General features: G+C 41.7%; 20 protein-coding genes and 2 tRNA genes. 4 read left to right on the top strand and 18 right to left on the bottom strand.

Translation table 11 applies throughout. The features are described from left to right. Positions 1 to 7: 7 nt before the first annotated feature. Entirely contained in the window at positions 8 to 2,044 is a 2,037-nt protein-coding gene (locus HZC34_06395; protein MBI5701451.1) for a hypothetical protein, read from the top strand. Between the two features lie 9 nt (positions 2,045 to 2,053). Here HZC34_06395 and queA read toward each other — a convergent pair whose 3' ends face one another. The 12 genes from queA to HZC34_06335 form a co-directional block, all read right to left on the bottom strand. Beyond that, the gene (gene queA, locus HZC34_06390) at positions 2,054 to 3,232 is read right to left on the bottom strand and encodes a tRNA preQ1(34) S-adenosylmethionine ribosyltransferase-isomerase QueA (GenBank protein ID MBI5701450.1); all 1,179 of its coding nucleotides are present in this window, start codon (positions 3,230 to 3,232) and stop codon (positions 2,054 to 2,056) included. Beyond that, the gene (locus HZC34_06385) at positions 3,229 to 3,450 is read right to left on the bottom strand and encodes a DUF2905 domain-containing protein (GenBank protein ID MBI5701449.1); all 222 of its coding nucleotides are present in this window, start codon (positions 3,448 to 3,450) and stop codon (positions 3,229 to 3,231) included. The genes queA and HZC34_06385 overlap by 4 nt, the downstream gene beginning before the upstream one ends. A gap of 8 nt (positions 3,451 to 3,458) precedes the next feature. After that, the gene (locus tag HZC34_06380) at positions 3,459 to 4,022 is read right to left on the bottom strand and encodes a VCBS repeat-containing protein (protein MBI5701448.1); all 564 of its coding nucleotides are present in this window, start codon (positions 4,020 to 4,022) and stop codon (positions 3,459 to 3,461) included. Further along, positions 4,007 to 4,438, bottom strand: a complete 432-nt coding sequence (locus tag HZC34_06375) for a hypothetical protein (GenBank protein ID MBI5701447.1) — start codon at positions 4,436 to 4,438, stop codon at positions 4,007 to 4,009. Before HZC34_06375 ends, HZC34_06380 begins: the two co-directional genes overlap by 16 nt. Next, on the bottom strand, positions 4,432 to 4,803 hold the full coding sequence (locus HZC34_06370) for a hypothetical protein (GenBank protein ID MBI5701446.1): 372 nt from the start codon (positions 4,801 to 4,803) through the stop codon (positions 4,432 to 4,434). The genes HZC34_06375 and HZC34_06370 overlap by 7 nt, the downstream gene beginning before the upstream one ends. Positions 4,804 to 4,930: 127 nt before the next feature. Further along, positions 4,931 to 5,368, bottom strand: coding sequence for an energy transducer TonB (locus HZC34_06365; GenBank protein ID MBI5701445.1), 438 nt, complete (start codon positions 5,366 to 5,368; stop codon positions 4,931 to 4,933). Between the two features lie 260 nt (positions 5,369 to 5,628). After that, entirely contained in the window at positions 5,629 to 5,883 is a 255-nt protein-coding gene (locus HZC34_06360) for a type II toxin-antitoxin system HicB family antitoxin (GenBank protein MBI5701444.1), read from the bottom strand. A gap of 83 nt (positions 5,884 to 5,966) precedes the next feature. Next, positions 5,967 to 6,632, bottom strand: coding sequence for a diphthine--ammonia ligase (locus HZC34_06355; GenBank protein MBI5701443.1), 666 nt, complete (start codon positions 6,630 to 6,632; stop codon positions 5,967 to 5,969). A gap of 3 nt (positions 6,633 to 6,635) precedes the next feature. Next, complete coding sequence (locus tag HZC34_06350) at positions 6,636 to 8,462, bottom strand: TonB-dependent receptor (protein MBI5701442.1); 1,827 nt, start codon at positions 8,460 to 8,462, stop codon at positions 6,636 to 6,638. Between the two features lie 73 nt (positions 8,463 to 8,535). Next, positions 8,536 to 9,237 (bottom strand): 16S rRNA (cytidine(1402)-2'-O)-methyltransferase, encoded by a 702-nt coding sequence (rsmI, locus tag HZC34_06345; protein ID MBI5701441.1) that lies wholly within the window; start codon positions 9,235 to 9,237, stop codon positions 8,536 to 8,538. A gap of 3 nt (positions 9,238 to 9,240) precedes the next feature. Next, positions 9,241 to 9,813 carry a M23 family metallopeptidase gene (locus HZC34_06340; protein ID MBI5701440.1) on the bottom strand — a complete coding sequence of 191 codons (573 nt, stop codon included), beginning with the start codon at positions 9,811 to 9,813 and terminating at the stop codon, positions 9,241 to 9,243. Positions 9,814 to 9,941: 128 nt separating this feature from the next. Beyond that, positions 9,942 to 10,502, bottom strand: coding sequence for a DNA-processing protein DprA (locus HZC34_06335; protein ID MBI5701439.1), 561 nt, complete (start codon positions 10,500 to 10,502; stop codon positions 9,942 to 9,944). A 164-nt stretch (positions 10,503 to 10,666) separates the two neighbouring features. On the opposite strand from HZC34_06335, the gene HZC34_06330 reads away from it, so the two are divergent. The 3 genes from HZC34_06330 to HZC34_06320 all read left to right on the top strand — a co-directional run bounded on the left by HZC34_06330 (position 10,667) and on the right by HZC34_06320 (position 16,150). Beyond that, a complete protein-coding gene (locus tag HZC34_06330) occupies positions 10,667 to 10,894 on the top strand; it encodes a helix-turn-helix transcriptional regulator (GenBank protein MBI5701438.1) in 228 nt (75 codons plus the stop codon). A gap of 238 nt (positions 10,895 to 11,132) precedes the next feature. Then, positions 11,133 to 15,866, top strand: coding sequence for a hypothetical protein (locus tag HZC34_06325; GenBank protein ID MBI5701437.1), 4,734 nt, complete (start codon positions 11,133 to 11,135; stop codon positions 15,864 to 15,866). 8 nt (positions 15,867 to 15,874) lie between these two features. Next, the gene (locus tag HZC34_06320) at positions 15,875 to 16,150 is read left to right on the top strand and encodes a hypothetical protein (protein MBI5701436.1); all 276 of its coding nucleotides are present in this window, start codon (positions 15,875 to 15,877) and stop codon (positions 16,148 to 16,150) included. A gap of 264 nt (positions 16,151 to 16,414) precedes the next feature. On the opposite strand, the gene HZC34_06315 is transcribed toward HZC34_06320, so the two are convergent. The 6 genes from HZC34_06315 to HZC34_06290 all read right to left on the bottom strand — a co-directional run bounded on the left by HZC34_06315 (position 16,415) and on the right by HZC34_06290 (position 20,431). Further along, a tRNA-Pro gene (locus tag HZC34_06315) sits at positions 16,415 to 16,491 on the bottom strand. 14 nt (positions 16,492 to 16,505) lie between these two features. Then, positions 16,506 to 16,579, bottom strand: a tRNA-Pro gene (locus HZC34_06310). Next, positions 16,565 to 17,167, bottom strand: a complete 603-nt coding sequence (gene plsY, locus HZC34_06305) for a glycerol-3-phosphate 1-O-acyltransferase PlsY (protein MBI5701435.1) — start codon at positions 17,165 to 17,167, stop codon at positions 16,565 to 16,567. The genes HZC34_06310 and plsY overlap by 15 nt, the downstream gene beginning before the upstream one ends. After that, complete coding sequence (locus HZC34_06300) at positions 17,157 to 18,383, bottom strand: aspartate kinase (protein ID MBI5701434.1); 1,227 nt, start codon at positions 18,381 to 18,383, stop codon at positions 17,157 to 17,159. Before HZC34_06300 ends, plsY begins: the two co-directional genes overlap by 11 nt. A gap of 12 nt (positions 18,384 to 18,395) precedes the next feature. Beyond that, entirely contained in the window at positions 18,396 to 19,394 is a 999-nt protein-coding gene (gene ilvC / locus HZC34_06295) for a ketol-acid reductoisomerase (protein MBI5701433.1), read from the bottom strand. A 59-nt stretch (positions 19,395 to 19,453) separates the two neighbouring features. After that, entirely contained in the window at positions 19,454 to 20,431 is a 978-nt protein-coding gene (locus tag HZC34_06290) for an ATP-binding protein (protein MBI5701432.1), read from the bottom strand. Positions 20,432 to 20,466: the final 35 nt, after the last annotated feature.

Here is a 20,466-nt window from a genome sequence, read left to right as displayed (position 1 = left end):
ATTATGCATGGCGGAATTAAAAACAAATACAAATCTTTATGTGCGCCTTATTTCTTCTTGGAATCTGTTCCTTAAAAAAGATGAACTGAAGAAGATCGGCGACACTAACGATAAAGGCGATGGAAGCGCCGATACCTTTGTTTACGCAAAGTTTTCAGGAAATGTTGTTGTCATAAAAGATAAAAATGACAAATCTGCCGACCAAACATTTACAAAAATCGATCTAAGCGACGGCTTAAGCTTTGAAGAGCTTATGGCATTAGGAATAGACCCGAAACAGTTTGTTCTTGTTAGGACAATTGCCAGGGGATGGCATCTTGATGGGGATAAGACAGCGCAAAAAGAACCAGAAGCGTCAAACATTGACGACGTCGATCTTTTGAAATTTGACAATGCTGTAAAGGAATATGCAAGATCAAGGCGGATGGCTTATGATGAGGCTCTAAATGCCTTTACTTTGGGAAGCCAAAAATTAGAGCTCCGCACCGAAGAAATGGGGAATTGGGACAAGAATATCGAATTTGTTGAAGCTTTTCTCGCCGATAAGACAAAAGGCATTACGGATGCCATCGCATTTCTTCTTGTGGTAAAAAATGAGCTAAATATCAAAAACAACGGCAACCCAATATTATTGGGCTTTTTTGGTTATATTGAAGATTGGCAGATGAGTGATGGAATGAGAAAAAAAGTTGCAGGCTTTTTAATTAAGATTGCAATTGCCTCCCAATGGAGCGAATCCTTCCAAAGAACAATCTTTAACCTATCTTACCCAATTAAACAAAAATATCGCGGGCAGATGGATTTTGAAAGCTTGAAGGCTTGGGCCCAAGCTGTCGATTCTGAAGCAGTGCCAAATCCTAATATCCCCGAATCCTTAAGAACAACACGAAAACCATCCCTGCCAACATCTGATATTATGCCGGATGAAACAAAAGCCCATGCTTGGACTAGTCTCAAAGATTTTGTTGCCCTGACAAAAGAGCTTATCAATTCGAGAAAAGGGAAAAGAGACGCAACTTATCTTGCGACGGCTTTGAAAATCCTTGAAACATCAGCCAAAAGCAAAAAAAGCTTTATCCGCGATTTTGCCGTTTTAGGGTTTGCTTTGTCCAATGCCCTGCTTGAAGACGCTAAATCCCACGAAGACCTGGATAAAATTATCCGTGAAATTTTTAATAAGATACCCGATGACGTATTAGTTGGCTACAGGTGCTTATATTCCATCTTGAGCTCCGTAAAAACCGCCTTGGTTTTCAGCAAGGATTATAAGAAAGAAAATAACAGCGTTCTTAAATCTGTTGCGGCAGAGCTTATTGCGGAGGCAATCATGGCCCTTAAGGGGGCATCTTTGATCCCGGGAGATTTTAGCGACTTGCAATTCATAAGATTAAAGCTTTATTTAGAGCAGGCTCAACTCGCAAAAAAAGCCGAAGGCGAAGCCTCTCCTTTTTTGGCGCACGAGAAACTTGCCGCTTATGGAAGATGGGCATACCCGGTGAAGCGCGACGAAGCGAATTTAATGCCGCAAGTTAAGGCAAGGATATCGCGCCTTAAGGCGGAAATTGACGCTGAAATAAAATCGGACTACAGCCTCGAGGCTTCTGCGCTAATAGAAAATTACAGGCGCCAAAGGCCCCAAATAATAAAAGAATTGCTAAAGATCAAAGAGGAGTTTGAAAAAATAAATAAAAGGCCAAATGGCGATTTAGCGGCCCTTATCGGGAGGATTGAAAGATTTTCAATCATTCCCGCGGAAAGGAAAGAATATGAAGCGCTCTTGACAGAGGCGCAAGTATATATTTATTCTTTTATTTCCGACCTTGAGATGGCTGGATCAAGAGTTTTAAGGCTTAAAAAGAAAATATCGGAGACGCGAAACCTATTTGCCGCAAGCATTGGAAAACTGCGACCCGAATTAAAAGAGAAGATATTGGGCCAATTGAAAGCATTGGAAGACTCTATTCAAAACTCTGAAGAATTTGAGGCATCCTACGAAAAATTTTGCGATTTGTTAAACGAGGTAAAAAGGATTATTTTCTTTTAATTATAGCAATTAAATAATAAGCATCGCATCGCCAAAGCTGAAAAATCTATATTCCTTATCTATCGCTTCTTTATAAGCACGAAAAATAAAATCTCTCCCTGCGAAGGCGGACTTGTCCGCCGAAGCATTCTGTGCGAAGGCGGAAACAAGCATCAGCAAAGTTGATCTTGGAATGTGAAAATTCGTAATCATGGCATCAACTATTTGAAATTTAAATCCTGGATAGATAAAGATGTCGGTTGACCCCCTCTCGTTCTCCCCCTTGATAAGAGGGAGATGTAAGTGTGGGTAAATGGTTTCCAATGTCCTAACACTCGTTGTTCCGACCGCGATCACGCGTTTCATCCCGATGTTACATCGGGATATCGCGCGTATTGTTTCCGCAGACACCTCGTATTCTTCCTCGAACATCTTATGGTCTTTAATATATTCGGCATAAACTGGTTTAAAGGTCCCAAGCCCAGTGTGAAGGGTTATTTTCGCGATGTTGACGCCTTTTGCTTTTATTTGATCCAAAAGTTCGGAGGTAAAGTGAAGCCCCGCCGTTGGCGCCGCCGAGGCGCCTTCTTTCTCGGCGTAGACTGTCTGATATCTAGCGATCAACTCACCCCCGCCCTTCGGGCTTCCCCCTCTCTTAATAAGAGAGGGGGATTGAGGGGGTGAGTTAGCTACTTTTATATAAGGCGGCAATGGTATCTCCCCATGCTCACGCATAAATCCCTGAAGTTCGCCTATAAACTCGATAACTTGTTCTCCGGATTCTAATTTCTCACGGATCGTACCTGTTAATTTTCCCGAGAAAACTATTTTCGATCCTATTTTTAATCGTTTGCCGGGTTTCACAAGACATGTCCATTTTTGGAAACCGCGACGCTTGTCCCGATTCCCACATCGGGATTTAGTCGCAGGTTTCCATCGCTGAACAAGAAGAACTTCAATCCTCGCCGTCCCATCAGCCTTCTTCCCAATAAGATTCGCGGGCATTACTTTTGTGTCGTTTAATACCAGAAGATCCTCGGGCATTAGATAGTCAATAATATCTTTGAATAGCCTGTGTTCGATTGTTTTTTCTTTTCGGTTGAGGACCATCAATCGCGATTCGTCGCGTTTATTGGTCGGTGTTTGAGCGATCAAACTTTGGGGAAGATCATAATCGAAGTCGGATGTTTTAAGGTCGATTGGGATCATTTACGAAAAACAAAATTTAAGATTATTGTTATTACAATAGAAACCAGTACCATAGTCGTCAAGGGCACGTAGATCGTCCAGCCGTCTTTTTGCCACGCGATGTCCCCTGGCAGCCTTCCAAACCACGGAAGCTTTGAGACCAAAAGAAGGAAGGCGCCTATCATTACGATTATGACGCCTATATAGATAAGTAATCTACCTAAGCCTTCTAATGCCATGCTATCTCCTAATCCTCTTCCAGACCTGCAAATCTTTCTGCCCTTCTAATATATTCCCTGATTAATTCACATTCGCCTTTTTCTTTGGCAAAAGATTTATATCCGGACAATTCTTCTTTATAAAATCCAGGAAATTGATCATCCGCCAAAATATAAGCTTTCCCATTCCATTTATATATATCAAACCACCAGGGTTCGTCAACATGGGAAACATGGCCATCTTCACCGCGATATCCAACAAGAATTTCTACTATGCCATCCTTATCTAAATCTGGAAAAAAATCAGGGTTAAGGGCTTGAACATGTTTGACTGGATGCCAGAGATAAGGATCGCCCTCAACTTTTTTACGAAAAATAAGAATGCCTTTTGAATTATAAATTCTTAGTTCGCCAAAACCGGCTGTCCCGCCATAAAAATCATGTACCAGTAATTCTCTTTTGCCGTCTCCGTTGATATCAGTATAATATTGGGCTGTTAATTTTTCCTTAATAGCCTTATTTGACGCACCGGCTATACCAGTTGAACAAAAAAACAACGCTAGGAAAAGAAAACAGCCTAATGCTTTTCCCATAATTTCCCTTTCAGCTTTTCTCTGACTTCTAAAACATACCAAAAATCATCGGGGATTCTTTTTGTATTAATGCTGCTTCCGCCTTCGTGAAAAGCTTTAATAGTTCTATTCCATTTTCTTTCCTCGCTTTCATCTGGATATGCGGCCAGAACTAAACCATGCAACAGATTTAGAATTTCTTTAGCCGTTGCGATATTATAATCCCATTGCCAGGCAACCCGATTATGATCTTGATGCTCTATCCTTTTATCTCTCCCCCACCAATACTCGCTGATTTGAAAAAGTCCTCTCATCGCAGGAATTTTTTGGCCTTTTTTTATTTTGATCTTAGGCAATAATGGCTGCCCATCATCTTTAAATTGCAACCAAGTGCTTTCTTGCCAGGCAAGTGCCTTAAGAATATCGCTTTCTAGCATATTATTGATCTGGTCTCGTCTCGCGTTGGATTAGTTCCGACAATATTGGCTTTGATTCTTGACGAATATTCCTTTCCATCAATAACAACAGCCGCCCGAACCCTCAATATTCCCCCGGTTTCAACCTTCACTTCCGCGGGATTACCAGAAATTTCAAATAGCGTTTGATAAGTTTTGTATCCTGTCGCCCAACTTAACCTTAACTTCCAGTTTATATTAACTTTCCCAGTAATATCTGTGCCATCCTGGATTATATTGGCGCTTAAAATGATGGGATCCGTTTCTACTGGAGAGGCATTAAGCTCAAAAATCTGGTCCGGCTTCGGAGAAACGATTAAGATTTTAATGATTTTATTTTTTGCCATTTATTCCCCAATGAATATTCGTAACCTGCCTAGTCCTTCTAAAGCCACTTAACTGAGTCCTCCGTTATGCGGCTGAGAAATGCGAAACGTTTCGCGTATCGCATTCCGTTTCTCGTATCGCTGCCGCTTAACGCAATACGAACCTAATCGGTATCTTAAACACCGACGCGATAGCGGCTCCGCCCTGCGTTGCCGCAGAAAATTTCCATTGTGAAACAGCCGTTACAACTGCTTGATCCAATTCGGCGATGCCGGATGTCGTGTTAACTTTGAGGGGTCCCAAATTTCCAGTGGAGAGGATCGCCGCTTCGATAATTACAACGCCAGCTGCGCCGCTTTGTATAGCAGACTCGGGATATATTGGCAATACCTGCGAAATAATACGGGGAGGAATGATGGGCAAAGGAGCTGAGGCGGGACCCCCGACACTAAACGTATCGGTTCCCACTGCCGCTTCTAAACCGCGGCGTTCAGCCGCAGGTTTTGCGATGCTTGCCTTTGTCGCTACCATCTCATCATAAACAAACAACGGGGCCTGTGTTGTCCTTGCTTTGTGATTTACCATGAAAACAACACTAAAAGACGCCGCGATCAAACCAGTTAGCAACTCGGAAACCAGCGACTAAATCCCGATGTGGGAATCGGGACAAGCGTCGCGGTTTCCTCGTAGATTTTAGGAACCGCGAGCCGTGCCTGCCGGCAGGCAGGGTTCACTCGCAGGTTCCTAACTAGTCTCATCCTGTTTAAAAGATCAACTCCAATCTCTCCGCGATACCGAACTCTCGGAGTCGACGGACGAGCTCTTTCCAGGAGATTGGGCCAAGTTTAGGCATTAATTTTCAATTCCTTCAATTCTTCGATCTTATGCCCTTCAATTGGCGGAATCGACAATCCCCTTCTCAGCCGAACAACGATCCAATCATCAATTACTTCTGCCAGATTTTTGCGGCAGTCCTCCAATGTTTTACCGCTGGCATAGACCCCGTCAAGCCCAGGCACCTCGGCATAAAACGGCTCTTGATCCTGGATCATGTCGTAGTGCGCTTTCTTTAATGCGGCTTCGATATAATCGATAATCATTTGCATCCCTCCTATCCAGATTATACCAAATTATAACTCACATTTCACATCAAAAGAATATCGCCACCCGGGCACTCAGGAAATTATTTATCGATCAATACGTATTTTCTAATATCCAAGAACCAGTATCCTCGAATAAGGACTTTGCGGGTTTTCATTAACTTGATCCGTTTGTTAAAGATCGGACCGTCTACAACAAAAGTATGGAATTCCCCATTCTCCCCGCAAATATCCACATTCTTTAACCTTTTAAGATCGTTGATAAAACTTTTATCCACCCTTCGGCCTACCCATTCTTTACCTAAAAGATTGGCTTGGGTGCTAACGACGTAAGCTTCAAAACCAGCGGCAACAAAGTCCTTGATCAACTTTTCGGTCTTTATTTTCCAAAGAGGAAAAACCGGCTTGATCCTCATCGCCCGACAAACTTTCTCCACCCATTGGCGGCCATCCTCTAAAAATATATCGCCAAACACCCCACCCTTGATCCCCCAAGCTTTAACGGCGGAAACCGCTTCCTTATATTTTCCCTCATAATTATCCTTATTGACCATAAATTGATGGAGCGGCATGCCAATGGCTTCCGCTTGCAGCTTAATCAGTTCTCTGCGTACGCCGTGAAAAGCAACGCGACCATAGCGTTTTCTCACTGCGTTAAGCAAGCAACTTATTTCTAATCCTTGCCTTATCGCCTTGTAACAAGCGAAGGCGCTGTCTTTTCCGCCACTCCAGGAGACGAAAGCTTTCATTGTCTAAAACCCATATTTCATTCCAAATGAAAATCTCCGACCAGGCTGAGGATAATCGGCTATCAACTGATAGCTTCTATCAAAAAGGTTCTCGACTCCCAAATAAGCTTCTGCCATCCCTATTTTCCTAAACAAATGAAGATCTACTGTAGAAAAGTCTGGTAAAAGGGCTTTAGTTGCCGCATAAGTTGGTGCAGGGTAAGCAAAATAAGGTCTTTCCCCTACATATTTGGCAACGAAACTTCCACCACCAATACTATCGCCAATCAACAAACTCAGATTGGCTTTATTGTTCGGCAGGTAAACAATTTTATCTCCGTTGCTGTCGTCTACGCAATTTTGATACGTATAATTAAAAACACTTCTTAGCAATGGGGTAATTGCTTGTTTATACTCGAGCTCTATTCCCTGCCGGGTGATAGAATTGAGATTTACTGGAGAATAAGCCGTAAACGAAGCATTAACCGGCCAGCTGGGCGTTATAAGATCGGAAGTTTTTCCAGAAAATACGGTTATGCGGGCTTGTTGAGAGTATTCGACTGAAATTTCAGCTAAATACCCTTTTTCCGGCTTAAGATTGGGATTCCCCAGATAGGGGAGCCCTCCTGCGTAATAAGCGGGATAATTGCCGTAAAGCTCGTTTAAGACAGGAGCTCTGAATGCGCCGGAATATGCTAATGAAATAGAAGTATTTTGGTTTATTTGCTTTACGACTCCGGCTCTCGGCGTTAAAATTGAGCCAAAAGTTGAATGCAAATCCTCCCTTAACCCAAGCGACAACGGACCAAAAGTATTTTCAGCGAATATCGCTATATTCCTGACTGCTTTATAACCTGAAATTGCGCTGCCGTCCGCGGCGTCCTGCCTTGCATCAATCCCAACGACTAATTTATCCGCGCGCTTTTCAATTTCAATTCCTGAAATTATTGCCTGATAGGGGTTGTCGGTTAATTGATTGGGATCTTTGTAACGGCTGTTTTCTCCCCTTTGATAAATCTTTGCAAGATAGCTTGATTTTGGGTCGGGCGAAGACCTAAGCGAAACACCAAGGATGTTATTCCTGTCTTCCTGCAACGCGTTTGGCGAAGGGGAAGATGCCGATCCGGGAATCCTTTTATCGGCTGAGAAATTGGAATACTCCAGTTCAAGATCAGTTATATCGGTTAGAAGCCTGCTGAGTTTTACATTATAATCCGATTCCGCAAATTGGCTGTTAGCGCGGGATCCGTCAGCCCTGTTTAGTCCGGCATTAAAATATGTTCGCCATTTATCATCGGAATAATTATAAGACAACCTGATTTTCTGTTCGTTAAAAGAACCCAGAGAAACAATTACGGCTTTTTCCCCGCCAACCGGCTTCTTTGTGATTATATTAACTACCCCGCCCACCGCATCCGCCCCATAAACCGCCGAAAGAGGCGTTCGGACAACCTCTATCTTCTCGATCTCATCCACTGGATAATTCGAAAGGTTAGCTCCGCCGTTCAATGGCGAATTCACTCGTTTTCCATCAACCAGGATCAAAACTTGCTGGGATGAAGAGCCCCTAAGCCTTACAGAAGAGAGGGCGCCCAGGCCCCCATAGTTGACAATATCTGTCCCAATTTCTCCGTTCAAGGCATCCGATAAGTATTTCGCGCCCTTCAATCTGAGGTCATCGCTGTTTATTATCGAAACGCTCCACGGAATGCTTGTTTTGAGCTGAAGCATCCTTGCAGCGGTAACAACGATTTCTTCGCTGTAAAAGGAGGGAAGCTCGATAGCATTAACCATTGGACATAGAGACATAGCGACACAGAGACACAAAACCAACCTAATAACTTTTTTCACAACTCTACTCCTTATAAGTAGAGCTCCGGGTTACTCTATTCCACGCAAGGCAGGATTAGAACCTGCGTACCGTTTATATCTCTCCCGATTGAGCCGCTTGCTTGGATCGTTTTCCTTCGATCAAGACCGTAACTTCGCCGCGAACATCTTTCGCAGTAAAGTGTCCCAAAACATGTGATATTTTCCCTCGCACCACCTCCTCGAATTTTTTTGTAAGCTCACGCGCCACGACAACATTCCTGTCGCCAAAAATATTAAGTATTTCTTTTAAAGTCTTAACGGCCCTGAACGGCGACTCATAGATTATAATCGTTCCGTCGAAATTAATCAATCCGGTAAATATTTTTCTTTGCTTCCCCGGTTTTCTCGGAAGAAATCCCAAGAAAATAAATTTGTCGGTATTTAAACCGGACACTGAAAGAGCGGTAATCACAGCTGATGGCCCGGGTATTGGAACAACATTGATGCCCTGATTAACTGATTCCCTGATAAGCTCAAATCCCGGGTCCGAGATCCCAGGGCTTCCGGCATCGGACACCAACGCGATATTTTTCCCTTCATTCAATAATCCAATAATATGGCTGGTTTTTGTCCTGATATTGAATTTATGATAAGAAGTAAGAGGTTTGTTGATATTATACCGATCAAGGAGTATCTTTGTTTTTCTTGTATCTTCTGCGGCAATTAGATCAACTTCGGAGAGGAGCCTGACCGCGCGGAAAGTTATATCTTCAAGGTTGCCGATAGGCGTTGCAACAATATACAGGGTTCCCATCGATCAGAAATACTTGCCGGCAGATAATACGCTTAAGTTTAAGAAAGCGACCGGATTGATCGGGCTTTCATATTTCCTGACTTCATAATGCAGATGGGCTCCGGTTGAAAAGCCGGTCAGGCCGACATAAGAAATAATTTGCTCTTTCTCAATCTTTTCTCCGACATTGACAGCGAGTACGCTATTATGCCCGTACAAAGTTTTGAAACCATTTTTATGGTCGATCTCTACGGTTTTCCCATAACCCTGCATCCATCCCGAATAAGAAACAAAGCCTGGGGCAGTAGCCCTGACAGGATCCCCATATGATGCCTTGATATCTATGCCTGTATGCATTCCGCGCCATGGGGAATACCGATATCCATATCCGGAATTGATCGCGCCGCGCAACGGCCAGCCGGAAGGGGTTGAATCGAGCTTTTTTTGGATCTTCTTGACCTTTGCTTCAAGTTCTCTTGTCTGCTGCTTGTCCCGGGTTTCTTTTAAGCCGTAAAATGAAAATAAAGCGGCAAATACGACAATAAGTAGGATCGCGAAGCGAATTGGCTTCCCGTGAGTGTCATGGGGAATGAACATAATTGTTATTATACCATGAAAAAGGCACATCGAACATACTGAACGATGCTCGAACCTATTTTTCCGCCAAAGGCGGATCAGCCTCTGGCTGAGAACAAACATTATTATAAGCGATTTTACAATATTCATCAAACAAAAAGTTTATCCGGCATAGATTGTGTGCTGATCTCGAAGATTTTGATTTGGCCACCGATTTGTCTGTCGAGATTTTGATATAATCGGGATGAAACAGGATCGCAAACAAAAACAATTATCGGGAGGTTCTTTTTTCTTGCTTCCCTTATCGTATATATTGTTCCTCTGGATTCTCCATAAAAATACGCAATTAGCGCATCAGAATTTTGCACTAATTTTCTATTTCTTCCCAAAAGACCAGCGATTACTTCTTTTCCCATCGGGTCGGGCTGAACCGTACCCCAATCTATTCTCCCGCCTCTTTTGGCGAACTCGCCGATTTCCTGCCTTACCGAATAGGGAAAACCAGAGAAATAACTCCATGCCGAATAGATCACTCCTCTGTATGCCTTGCCGTATCTGAGAAGCGCGGCAATTACATATGAATCAGCTCCCATTGCGCCGCCAGAATTTATGTAACACCCTTTTGCCAGAAGATGTGAAACAACCTCGCGAACATGAAAGCGAAAATTATCTGGCAGACTTCTTGAACCCTCGATACCAACACATTTCATATCTACCCCCCTCCATATTTATATGCTTCCGATAATATATTATACCAATATAGTAGTATAAATGTCAAGAGCTTTTTATGCCCAAAATGGTACTTTCTATTATTGCATTTGACTGAAGTATTATTGTGGGCGTATAATTTGATAACAACAAAGGAAAAGGGGGAATGCCAATAAAAATTCATTTGGGGAAATTGCTAGGGGAGCGAAAAATGCGCGCCGCTGAGATTGCCAGAAAAACAGGAATAAATCCAAATACCCTATCTAGTCTTTACAATGAGGAAGTTTCCGGCATTAAATTTGAGACGCTGGAAAAACTCTGCGCCTTATTAGACTGCTCCGTTGGGGATATTCTGGAATTTGTGCCTAAAAAGAAGAAAAGGAACACCCATTAAAGTCAACAGGACGATAGCAAGCCAATAATTCCCACGCGGCGCTTTATATCTTCATTCCCACTTTTTAAAACGTTGAACACAAATACCAAAGAGAGTTATAGAAAAATATTGAAATTTCGGCAGAAATTTCACGATGTATATGTGGGTCCGCTGAGAGGGTCGACAGAAAAGGATGTAAAATAAATCAGCACAGTATATACTTGCTTATTGAACTCGTGTTGTCTATTTTTAAAGGGAGATGTTAAAAATGGTCAGTAGCCCTATCTTTTATCGAACACGCGGCTTTATTGGCTATCATTTTGGAAGAGGTAATCCTTTTTTAAGAAATGCTCTAATTAAATCTTCCGTTGCTCAGACAGAAGCTGAAAGAACTCATTTGGTTGATGAAACCATGACTGCACTAAAGGGAAGAGATGTTCTATGTAGATTTACTGGAAGACTGAAAATTAACCCAATCCGAGTAAAAGAGGCAACAAACATAGCATTTGACCTTAGCGTAATCCCAGAAACATTTACTTCTCAATGCTTGAGTTTGCCTTTCGGCAAAGAAAGAAAAGGGCTGAGACTGATCGGAAGATTGCAAGAATTGCTTGCAAAGGTTGGAGATAAAGAATTATATCACTCATCTCAAGACAAGATTGCATTAAAAACACATCTAAAGATCTATCAAAACATGATTAAGATAAGTAGGGTTATGCCTTTTCTCAGCACAGGAAAAAGCTTTTTACTTGCAGGGACTTTGATTGATTTTCTCAAGTTTACGAAAGAGTTTTGTTGGAATCGTCTTTTATATGCAGGCTTTGGCGAAAAAACAAAGGGGAAATTAGGCATTCCCTTCCTATCTATCGAGAAGGGGCTGACATATCTTATGCATCAGATTGCATATAATCTCCCTTCTGACCAAAAAATAGAATTTGCAAGAAAGATACTTGAGCTAGGGATCGTTATGCCGTTAGATTCATGCGGATATCATCGGGATATATTTCGTGAAATTAATAAAGATATTTACAATATTATGTCTTATATTTATCATAATATCAGCCCTGAGCAAAAAGCAGAATTTGCCGGGATATTGATTAAAGAAGCCGCTGGTAAGCCAAATCTTAAAGAAAATGGATTTTTCATCCAGACGTTAGGTCTTTTTATGCTTGAAAGCAGTTCAGAAGAATGTCTTGAATTTTTAAAAACACTAGCACTTAATGCACCATTATTATCAGAGAGAGCATTTATTACCTTTGCGTACATCTGTAAGGAAAATAGCAAAAAAGATAAGCTTGCTACTATTTGTAGGCCTCTATTTTATAATTTATTGCCGTATCTATTAAGCGGTGAAAACATCGAGGTGTCATATTTATTGGCTTATCTATGGCTTCAAATTGCCCTTTACGATCATGAAGATGGGGAACAAATTAGGAATCGGCTAATAGAAGCACTAAAGATTAAAATAGCGAGCAGGAACGCCGATGAATTTTCAAATGTAGAAGAATTTATTGAATTTTCAAAGCAATATATCAGCCTTGAATTCCATGCAACAAGAGATAGCAAACCAACATTAATGAAATATGCACCAATCGAAGTTGGGCTTTTCAGAATTATTGGCGACTTATGGGGTAGTAAAGAAAAAGAAGCACAAAGAGAAGAGATGGAGAGATCATGTGCTCAGACTATATCCCGGATTGCATCTCAAAAGTTATCTAAATTGTGGCCCGAAATTATTAAAGAAAAGAATAAAACAAATTATGAAACAATGAATCTTGTATTCAGACTTATTAATTTACTTGGTCCAGAATATCATTGGCCACCCAACGAAAAGTCCGATCATTATATAAAAGAAATTCTTCCCGCTTTACTTGAAAAGGTGAAAAGCATCGAGGAGTTAAAAGAATGGAGTAAAGAAATCCTATCCCTGATTGCTGGAGAGCCGTATATTTACAAAAATAGCGCCCTTCTAACTTTAATTAAAGCGGTAGGAAGTATTGAAGAATTAAAAAGCATAAAGTCTCTGGTTGCTGATTGCCGTCAACTATTTACGGCCGATACCTATGCAAAAGAAGTTCTTCCCATTTTAGTTGGGAAGGTAAAAAGCTTTGATGAATTAAAAGAATGGAACAGAGAAATTCTATTACTGATTACTGATTATTTTCAAAAATTCGAAAAATCTTCCCTTTCTAGAATTGAGGATGTAATCAATGACAGCGTAAAACTTTTGAAAGTTTTGCTTTCAAAAGTTGAAAATGTTAAAGAACTAGAAGAATGGAATAAAGAAATCATGACCCTGCTTGTTGATTATTTTGAGAAATTTGGATCGCCCGATTGGCACTTAGAGTATACACTTCCAATTTTGCTTGGGAAGGTAAAAAACACTGCGGAACTGAAAGAATGGGACAATGAAGCAAAAGCTATAATTGCTGATAAAGAAGTTAGGATATATGACAACAATAGCTGGTTTATCCTTGGCGCATCTGATGCTGTTGGTTCATACGTTCAATCTGCTCTTTCTATATTAATCTCGAAAGCAAAAAGCACGAAAGAATTGAGCGAGTGGCACATGGGGTTAAAAGCACTGCTTGCGGCTATTTGCAAGTCTCATGAAAGTATAACGGACGAAATGGCCTATTTAAAAGCGACGTTGTTACCCGAATTACCTACGCATGATGAGGAATGGTGGAAGGGCGAAACTAAGGCATTGGGATCAAATGTTGTGCCAGAGCTTCTTAGGGGGGCAGAAAGCATAGGACAATTGGTATTAATAAAAGAATTTATTGATTATTTTGAAGAATATGAGTATTTCACGGACAATAGCCGCCCTGGTGGGATGATACTGGTAAATTTCCCTGACGATACGAAAAGAAAACGTGTTAAGAGTTACTTGGATTATGTAAAGGCAATTACGTCTAGTTTAAATGCAAAAGTATTGGAGAAAATTAAACCTGGGGACATAAAAGGGCTGAGAGAAATAGCTGGGAATAAAATGGACAAGCTTTTCCAGGCCTTAAATGTTTTGGCCGATCATAACATGCTCGACTCTTTATTGCCGATTTCTCCGTCATTTGAAGCCGAAAGAGAAATTATACATGGTAGTTTTGATAAAAATAATCCCTTGCACCTACTCCTAAATTATTTTGATGCTATTAAAGTGGTGGAAGGATCTTCACCAAAAGAACTAACCTTTGAAGAATATCTGGTTATGGTAGAAGAAGGCGAAAAAGGGCGTTTCTATAGAAGAGATATTCCCACAGAGCTGAAACTTCAGGTTCGCGCAGTTGCTTATGAGGCACATCTTCTAAGAGAAAAAATCCTTGAAATTCAAAAACATGCTGAAACAATTGGGCGAAAAGTGATGGTCGTTGCAAATCTTTCTTATGGCGAGGTAGCCTTAACACCAATTTTGCAGGAACGGCATGGCAGGAAGACAATTGTAGGTACAAATATCCCGGTTGTAAGTACAAAAGTTGGCTCCACCGAAAGCCATACTAATGAATATGTTTTAAATCTTAATCTTTTTACTTCTTCTCAATTAAGAACATTGGTTCAACAAAACCCGATTGTCATCGTAGTTGACGCTTCTACTTCAGTTAGTGATCCGCATAGGACATCACCGCACATACCGGATGCCTTTAAAGGTTACCGTAATTATTTTATGGCACTAAATAGGGCTCTCTTGGGCAATGTGGTTCCTGAGGATTTTGGAGAAGATAGAGATTTCTTGGATGGGTTAACCCGCACAAATGGATTTAACAAATTGGTGAGTACCATAAAAAAGGAAGCAGATAAACCTAAAGAGGCTCAGCCATATCGTTTATATTTCTGGTACCCTGGCAATAAGTACCTTTATTTACGAGTGGGGAAAAAGAAGAATACACAAGCGGCCAGGTTGGATGACATTTCTAAAATAGAAGGTCCGGCAGTGATATTTGTCCAAGCGGCCGCGGAACCCGATGCAGTTCCTCATCAAATAAGACAAAAATTTATGTATGGTGACAGACATACCCCTGCATTTTTTGATGATAAAGATCACTTCAAAGAGTTCCACTTGGCTTACCAAGAAGGATACGGGGTGGTTAGATCAAAAAGGTTTGCCAATCTATCCCGTTTTTATTACAGGGAACTAGCCAACATGTTAGGGGTAGCAATAGAAACAAAAACAGATAAACCTTCTAAAATTACTAAAATTGATAATGTCATTGCTGACCTTGACGGAGTATTAGTCGTAACCGATGAGCATCTCTCCGGTAGCATGCTTAAGCAAATACTTGATATTCTTGGGAATGGTAAACGATTCATTTTAGAAACTGAAGACCTTGAGGCTAATGTTGATGAAAGGGTTGTTCAATATATTCCTGCAGCATTGCGCCATAGACTAGTGATCTTTTCTGATGGTGCCACCAGAGGATTTACCTTTGATGCTGCGGGGTCAAAAGTTTATCTGGAAGAATATAATCGCAAAAGTCGCATAACTACTGATTTTCGCCAAAGAGTTATAGCTTTACTAGATAAGAATTTTAAGGGTCAATTTGAAATAGACCAAAGAACGCCCCGCATTAACCCGGAGTTTCGAATAGATTTACGCCATGTTAAAAGTCCGAGAAACCACTTTATTGAAAAAGCGAGAGAAATGCTGTCTGATACCGGAATTGAAGTAAAACTCTATAAAGCTGGCAGGACCAGCGTTAAGGTTGTATTACAACACAAAGAAGATGCTGCTAGATTCTGCATAAATACCTTAGGAATAGATATGACTAGCACGCTTATTATGGCTGATTCAGCCAGAACACATCAAATTGATCGCGAACTACTTATGACTTTTCCTGAGGCCTTAAGTATAAATGTTGGGACACGTGCCAGAACCATTGCCCAAGAAAATCCTAATATCCTTCAACTTCCAGAAGAAGGAGTGAACGGCGGTCTTCGAGTATTATCTTTTATAAATCAATATGGTGGAATTGATAAGCAGATGATTTCTTCTGATTAGGAATTATAATGCCCTCCCTTATTTCTTATTATTCAGATAACTTATCTGAAAATGTGAAGCGCGGGAAACGTCAAAAACTCAGGCGCGGTGAATGGAATGGATTGGCTCCGCTTGGCTATGTGAATAATCCCAAAACTAGAAACATTGATCCAGATCCAGTGAAAGCAAGAATTATCAAATTGGCCTTTGAAGAATTTGCAGATGGCAAGCATACATTAGCAAGTTTAAGTGATCGCCTGAGTTGTGATAATCCACAACGGCGAAGCTTACGAAGGCAAGTTTGATCCAATTGTTTCCCGAGCGACTTTTGAAGCCGTTCAAAAAGTGTTAAAAGATAACTCAAAACCTAGAAAAACAAAAAGCGGCCATAATTTCCCTTTTGTTGGTCTTTTGCGGTGTGGTGAATGTGGTGCGGCGATAACTGCTCAATATGCTCATGGGAATGGCGGCAGCCGTATAATTTTGTGGCGGAACACAGGGGAAAAATCGCGCAGGGCTGTTTTGCTGGCCTTTCCCCATCGTCCGCCGAAACCGCACAGAGTACAGTCTGGTCGGAGCGGCGGGATTCGAACCCACGACCTCCTGGTCCCGAACCAGGCGCTCTACCAAGCTGAGCCACGCTCCGAAAAAAGATTAGAATCGGGGCGAGCCGATTTGAACGGCCGACCTCTCGCACCCCAAGCGAGTGCTCCACCAAGCTAAGCTACGCCCCGATCAAATTTTGCTTCCTTGCCCGAAAGGAGTCTTATTATATCATTACGATGGACGAATAAAGCTAAAAGAAACGCCAAAATACCAAATATTATGCCAAATAACCCTTCACCTAAAAACCACAAGATAAAGGGAATAAATCCGATCGTAATTATGCTCGATAATATTAGATAGCGGGATATTGAGATCGAAACAATATAGATCAGCAGACAAAACCAAATTGCTATTGGATTAAGAGCGATCAAGACCCCTGTCGTGGCCGCAACGCCCTTCCCGCCTTTGAATCCAAGAAAAACAGGAAAATCATGTCCTATTATCGAAAACAATCCGGCAGTATAGGCATAAATATCGGCTCCAAATAATATCTTAGAAATTGCGACAGCGACAAATCCTTTTAGAATATCAAAAAACACCGATAGGATCGCGGCTCTTTTTTTTCCGGTCGTGACAAGGACATTTGTAGCGCCGACGTTGCCCGAGCCCTTTTGCCTAACATCTGTATCCGTAAATAATTTCGCAAAGATCAAACTAAAGGGGATCGAACCAATAAGATACGAGACTACTATTGCAAAAAAAAGATTACTGAACAATTTTATCCAATCTGAAAGCTTTATGCAGCGCTCTGACTGCTCGTTTGCCGTCTTCAAGCTTCACAACACATGAGATCTTTATTTCAGATGTGGTTATCATCTGAATATTTATTTTTTCGTCGGAAAGCGTTTTGAACATTTGTGACGCGGTGCCCGGCTGGGATACCATCCCAACGCCAACAAGCGATACCTTGCAAACACCCGGATCTGAAACGACTTTTTCGGCTCCAAGAGTATTTGATATTTTTTGTGTGACATCGACGGCTTTTTTCACATCGGGGCGTTCAACAGTAAATGCCATATCGGCAAAAGCGCCGCCCGAATGGATACTTTGGACTATCATATCAACATTTACCTTATCGTCGGCCAATGCGGAAAAGAGTTTTGCGGCGGTCCCGGGCTTGTCCGGCACTTTTAAGATGCCGATCTTTGCGACATTCTCGTCCAATGCTATCCCCCTCACCGCTTCTTTCTTTTCCATTTCAGATGCCTCCTTGATATATGTTCCTTCTATTTCACTGATACTGGATCTAAGATGAATAACTATCCCATAGATGCTTGCCAATTCAACAGAACGAGGATGCAAGACCTGCGCCCCAAGGGAAGCAAGCTCGAGCATTTCTTCATATGAAATTGTTTTTAATTTTCGGGCATTGGGCTCGATCCTGGGATCAGTCGTATATACGCCGTCGACATCCGTATAGATATCACAAACATCCGCTTTAAGCGCCGCCGCAATTGCGACCGCCGAGGTATCCGATCCACCGCGGCCGATCGTTATGATATCGCCTTTACTATCGATCCCTTGGAATCCGGTTACAACGACAACTTTGTCATCTTTTAGTTCGGATTTGATGCGATTAAGCTTAATGTCCTTTATGCGGGCTCTCTTATAAATGTCCTCTGTTTCAACCCCTGCTTGGCCTCCGGTCAATGAAACAGCGGGACAGCCCAATTCTTGAAGAGCCATGGCCAAAAGTGCCGCCGAAACCTGCTCCCCGGTCGATACAAGCATGTCGTATTCGCGAGGATTGGGGTTTGAGGTTACTTTATCCATTAGGCCAATCAATTCATCCGTCGTATGGCCCATTGCCGACACGACAACGACGATCTGATTCCCGTCGTCATGCAATCTTTTGACACGCCTTGCGGCGTTGTTTATTTTTTCGGGAGTCCCAACGGATGTCCCGCCGTATTTATGAACAATTATTGCCATATTTCATTATATTTAATTGGACTTCTTAAGCCACGGCATCATAGCTCGAAGATTGGTGCCGACTTTTTCTATCTGATGGTTTTTATCTTTTTCGCGCATGGCATTAAAATTGGTGCAGCCATTTTTATTCTCTTTTATCCATTCTCTTGCAAAGGCTCCGGTTTGGATCCTCTTTAACGCTTTTGCCATATTTTTCTTGACGCGTGCGTCGATTGTCCTTGGGCCAACGGTCAGGTCTCCGTATTCAGCCGTGTTGCTGATCGCTTTGCGCATACCTGCAATGCCCTCTTTATAGATCAGATCGACTATGAGTTTTAGCTCATGGCAGCATTCGAAATATGCCATCTCGGGCTGATATCCCGCTTCAACCAGAGTTTCAAACCCTGCCATAATAAGCGAGCTTGTGCCGCCGCAAAGGACAGTTTGTTCGCCAAAAAGATCGGTCTCTGTTTCTTCTTTAAAAGTTGTTTCAAAAACTCCGGCTCTAGCCCCTCCAAGCCCTTTGGCATGAGCTAAAGCTATTTGTTTGGCATCGCCAGTCGCATCTTGATGGATCGCGATGAGAGATGGAACGCCTCCACCCTGGACATACATCTGGCGGACCATTGGGCCGGGGCCTTTTGGCGCGATCATGATGACATTGATATCTTTTGATGGTTTAATTAATTTGAAATGGATATTGAAACCATGCGAGAAAGCCAGAGTTTTGCCTTTTTTCATATATTTTTTGATCGACTGCTTATACACATCGGCTTGAGTTTCGTCAGGGGTTAAAATTTGGACGATATCGGCCGCTTTTGCGGCTTCTTCGATAGTCATTGGGGTTAATCCTGCTTCTTTAACTTTTTCCCAATGAGCCGAACCTTCTCTTAGTCCTATAACTACATCGAGTCCGCTGTCTTTAAGATTTTGCGATTGCGCGGCTCCTTGCGACCCAAAACCGATTATCGCTATCTTTTTACCCTTCAAAACATTGAGATCCGCGTCTTTTTCGTAGTATACTTTTGCCATTTTACTCCACTCCTCCTCTTAATAATTCGATCGTTCCCGTCCTTACATCTTTCTAAATCTTAAAAAGCGGCCTCGAGAAGAGGGTCCGCAATGGTATATATCCGGTCATGCTTTTCGATAAAACCATAGCTTGTCATTCTTTTTAACATCGATGAGAGTTGTTTATCGGAAATCCTTGTTTTCTTTTTTATCTCTTCCCATCCAGCCCCGCCTTTTAATGTTCTTAAAATTGAATTATATTTCTTTTCCGACCGGATCGAAAACCTGCCGAATTCCTCTTTAGCGATATACTTGCCGTCTTGGATCGTCTTGCGCAAGGCCTCTTTGTGCGAAAAATTCAACCGATACCAGCCGTACTTTGTAAGCCATCCGATTATTCCATCCAGATTGGCGATCGTTTCCATGATTTCATTTTCTTTGAAATTTAATTTAGCTTGTTTTGCGCCAATACTTAAAAAGCCTAATGAATTCTCCTTTTCCAACCTATGGGTATGGATATCAAAAACAGCCCTGCCGAAAAGCGGCGCCTGCGCATCTTCTTTCCCAAGAAAAGCCATCAACATGCCGATCTCGGATCCCGATAGAATGATCTTAATATCCGGATAATTATCGTAAATATAGGCGACAATTTTATCTAAATGGGCTCTTTTTAATAACTGGGCTTCATCTATTACCAAGATCGTTTTGCGTTGATTTAAATAATTCAGCCCTTCTTTGAATAGCCCGATATCCACCTGCAAACCTTTAATGGAAATGGTTTTTATGCTGAATCGCTTCATTTTCCTAACTTCATTCGCAATTTTTACCTGAAAATCTTCTCTGGATTCTATATCCCGCCCATCTAGCCACACATATTTCTTTTTCAGCGAATTAAGAACCACATGGATCAAGCTGGTTTTCCCTGTTCGCCTCAACCCATAGACTGCTATCAGTGGGATCAACTTATCTAAAACAGCTTTTTTGAGCTCTTCCTGCAATATTTGATAATTATAAAAATCTTCTTTTTTTTCTTTTACTTGCGGGTTGAAATACATCATTCCACCTTCCATATGCCAATACTGCAATCAACTAA

It is taken from the genome of Candidatus Saganbacteria bacterium, assembly GCA_016223245.1.
Lineage (GTDB): Bacteria > Margulisbacteria > WOR-1 > XYC2-FULL-46-14 > XYC2-FULL-37-10 > JACRPL01.
Note: the sequence above shows the minus strand (reverse complement) of the source record. Positions and strands in the feature narration are given on the sequence as shown.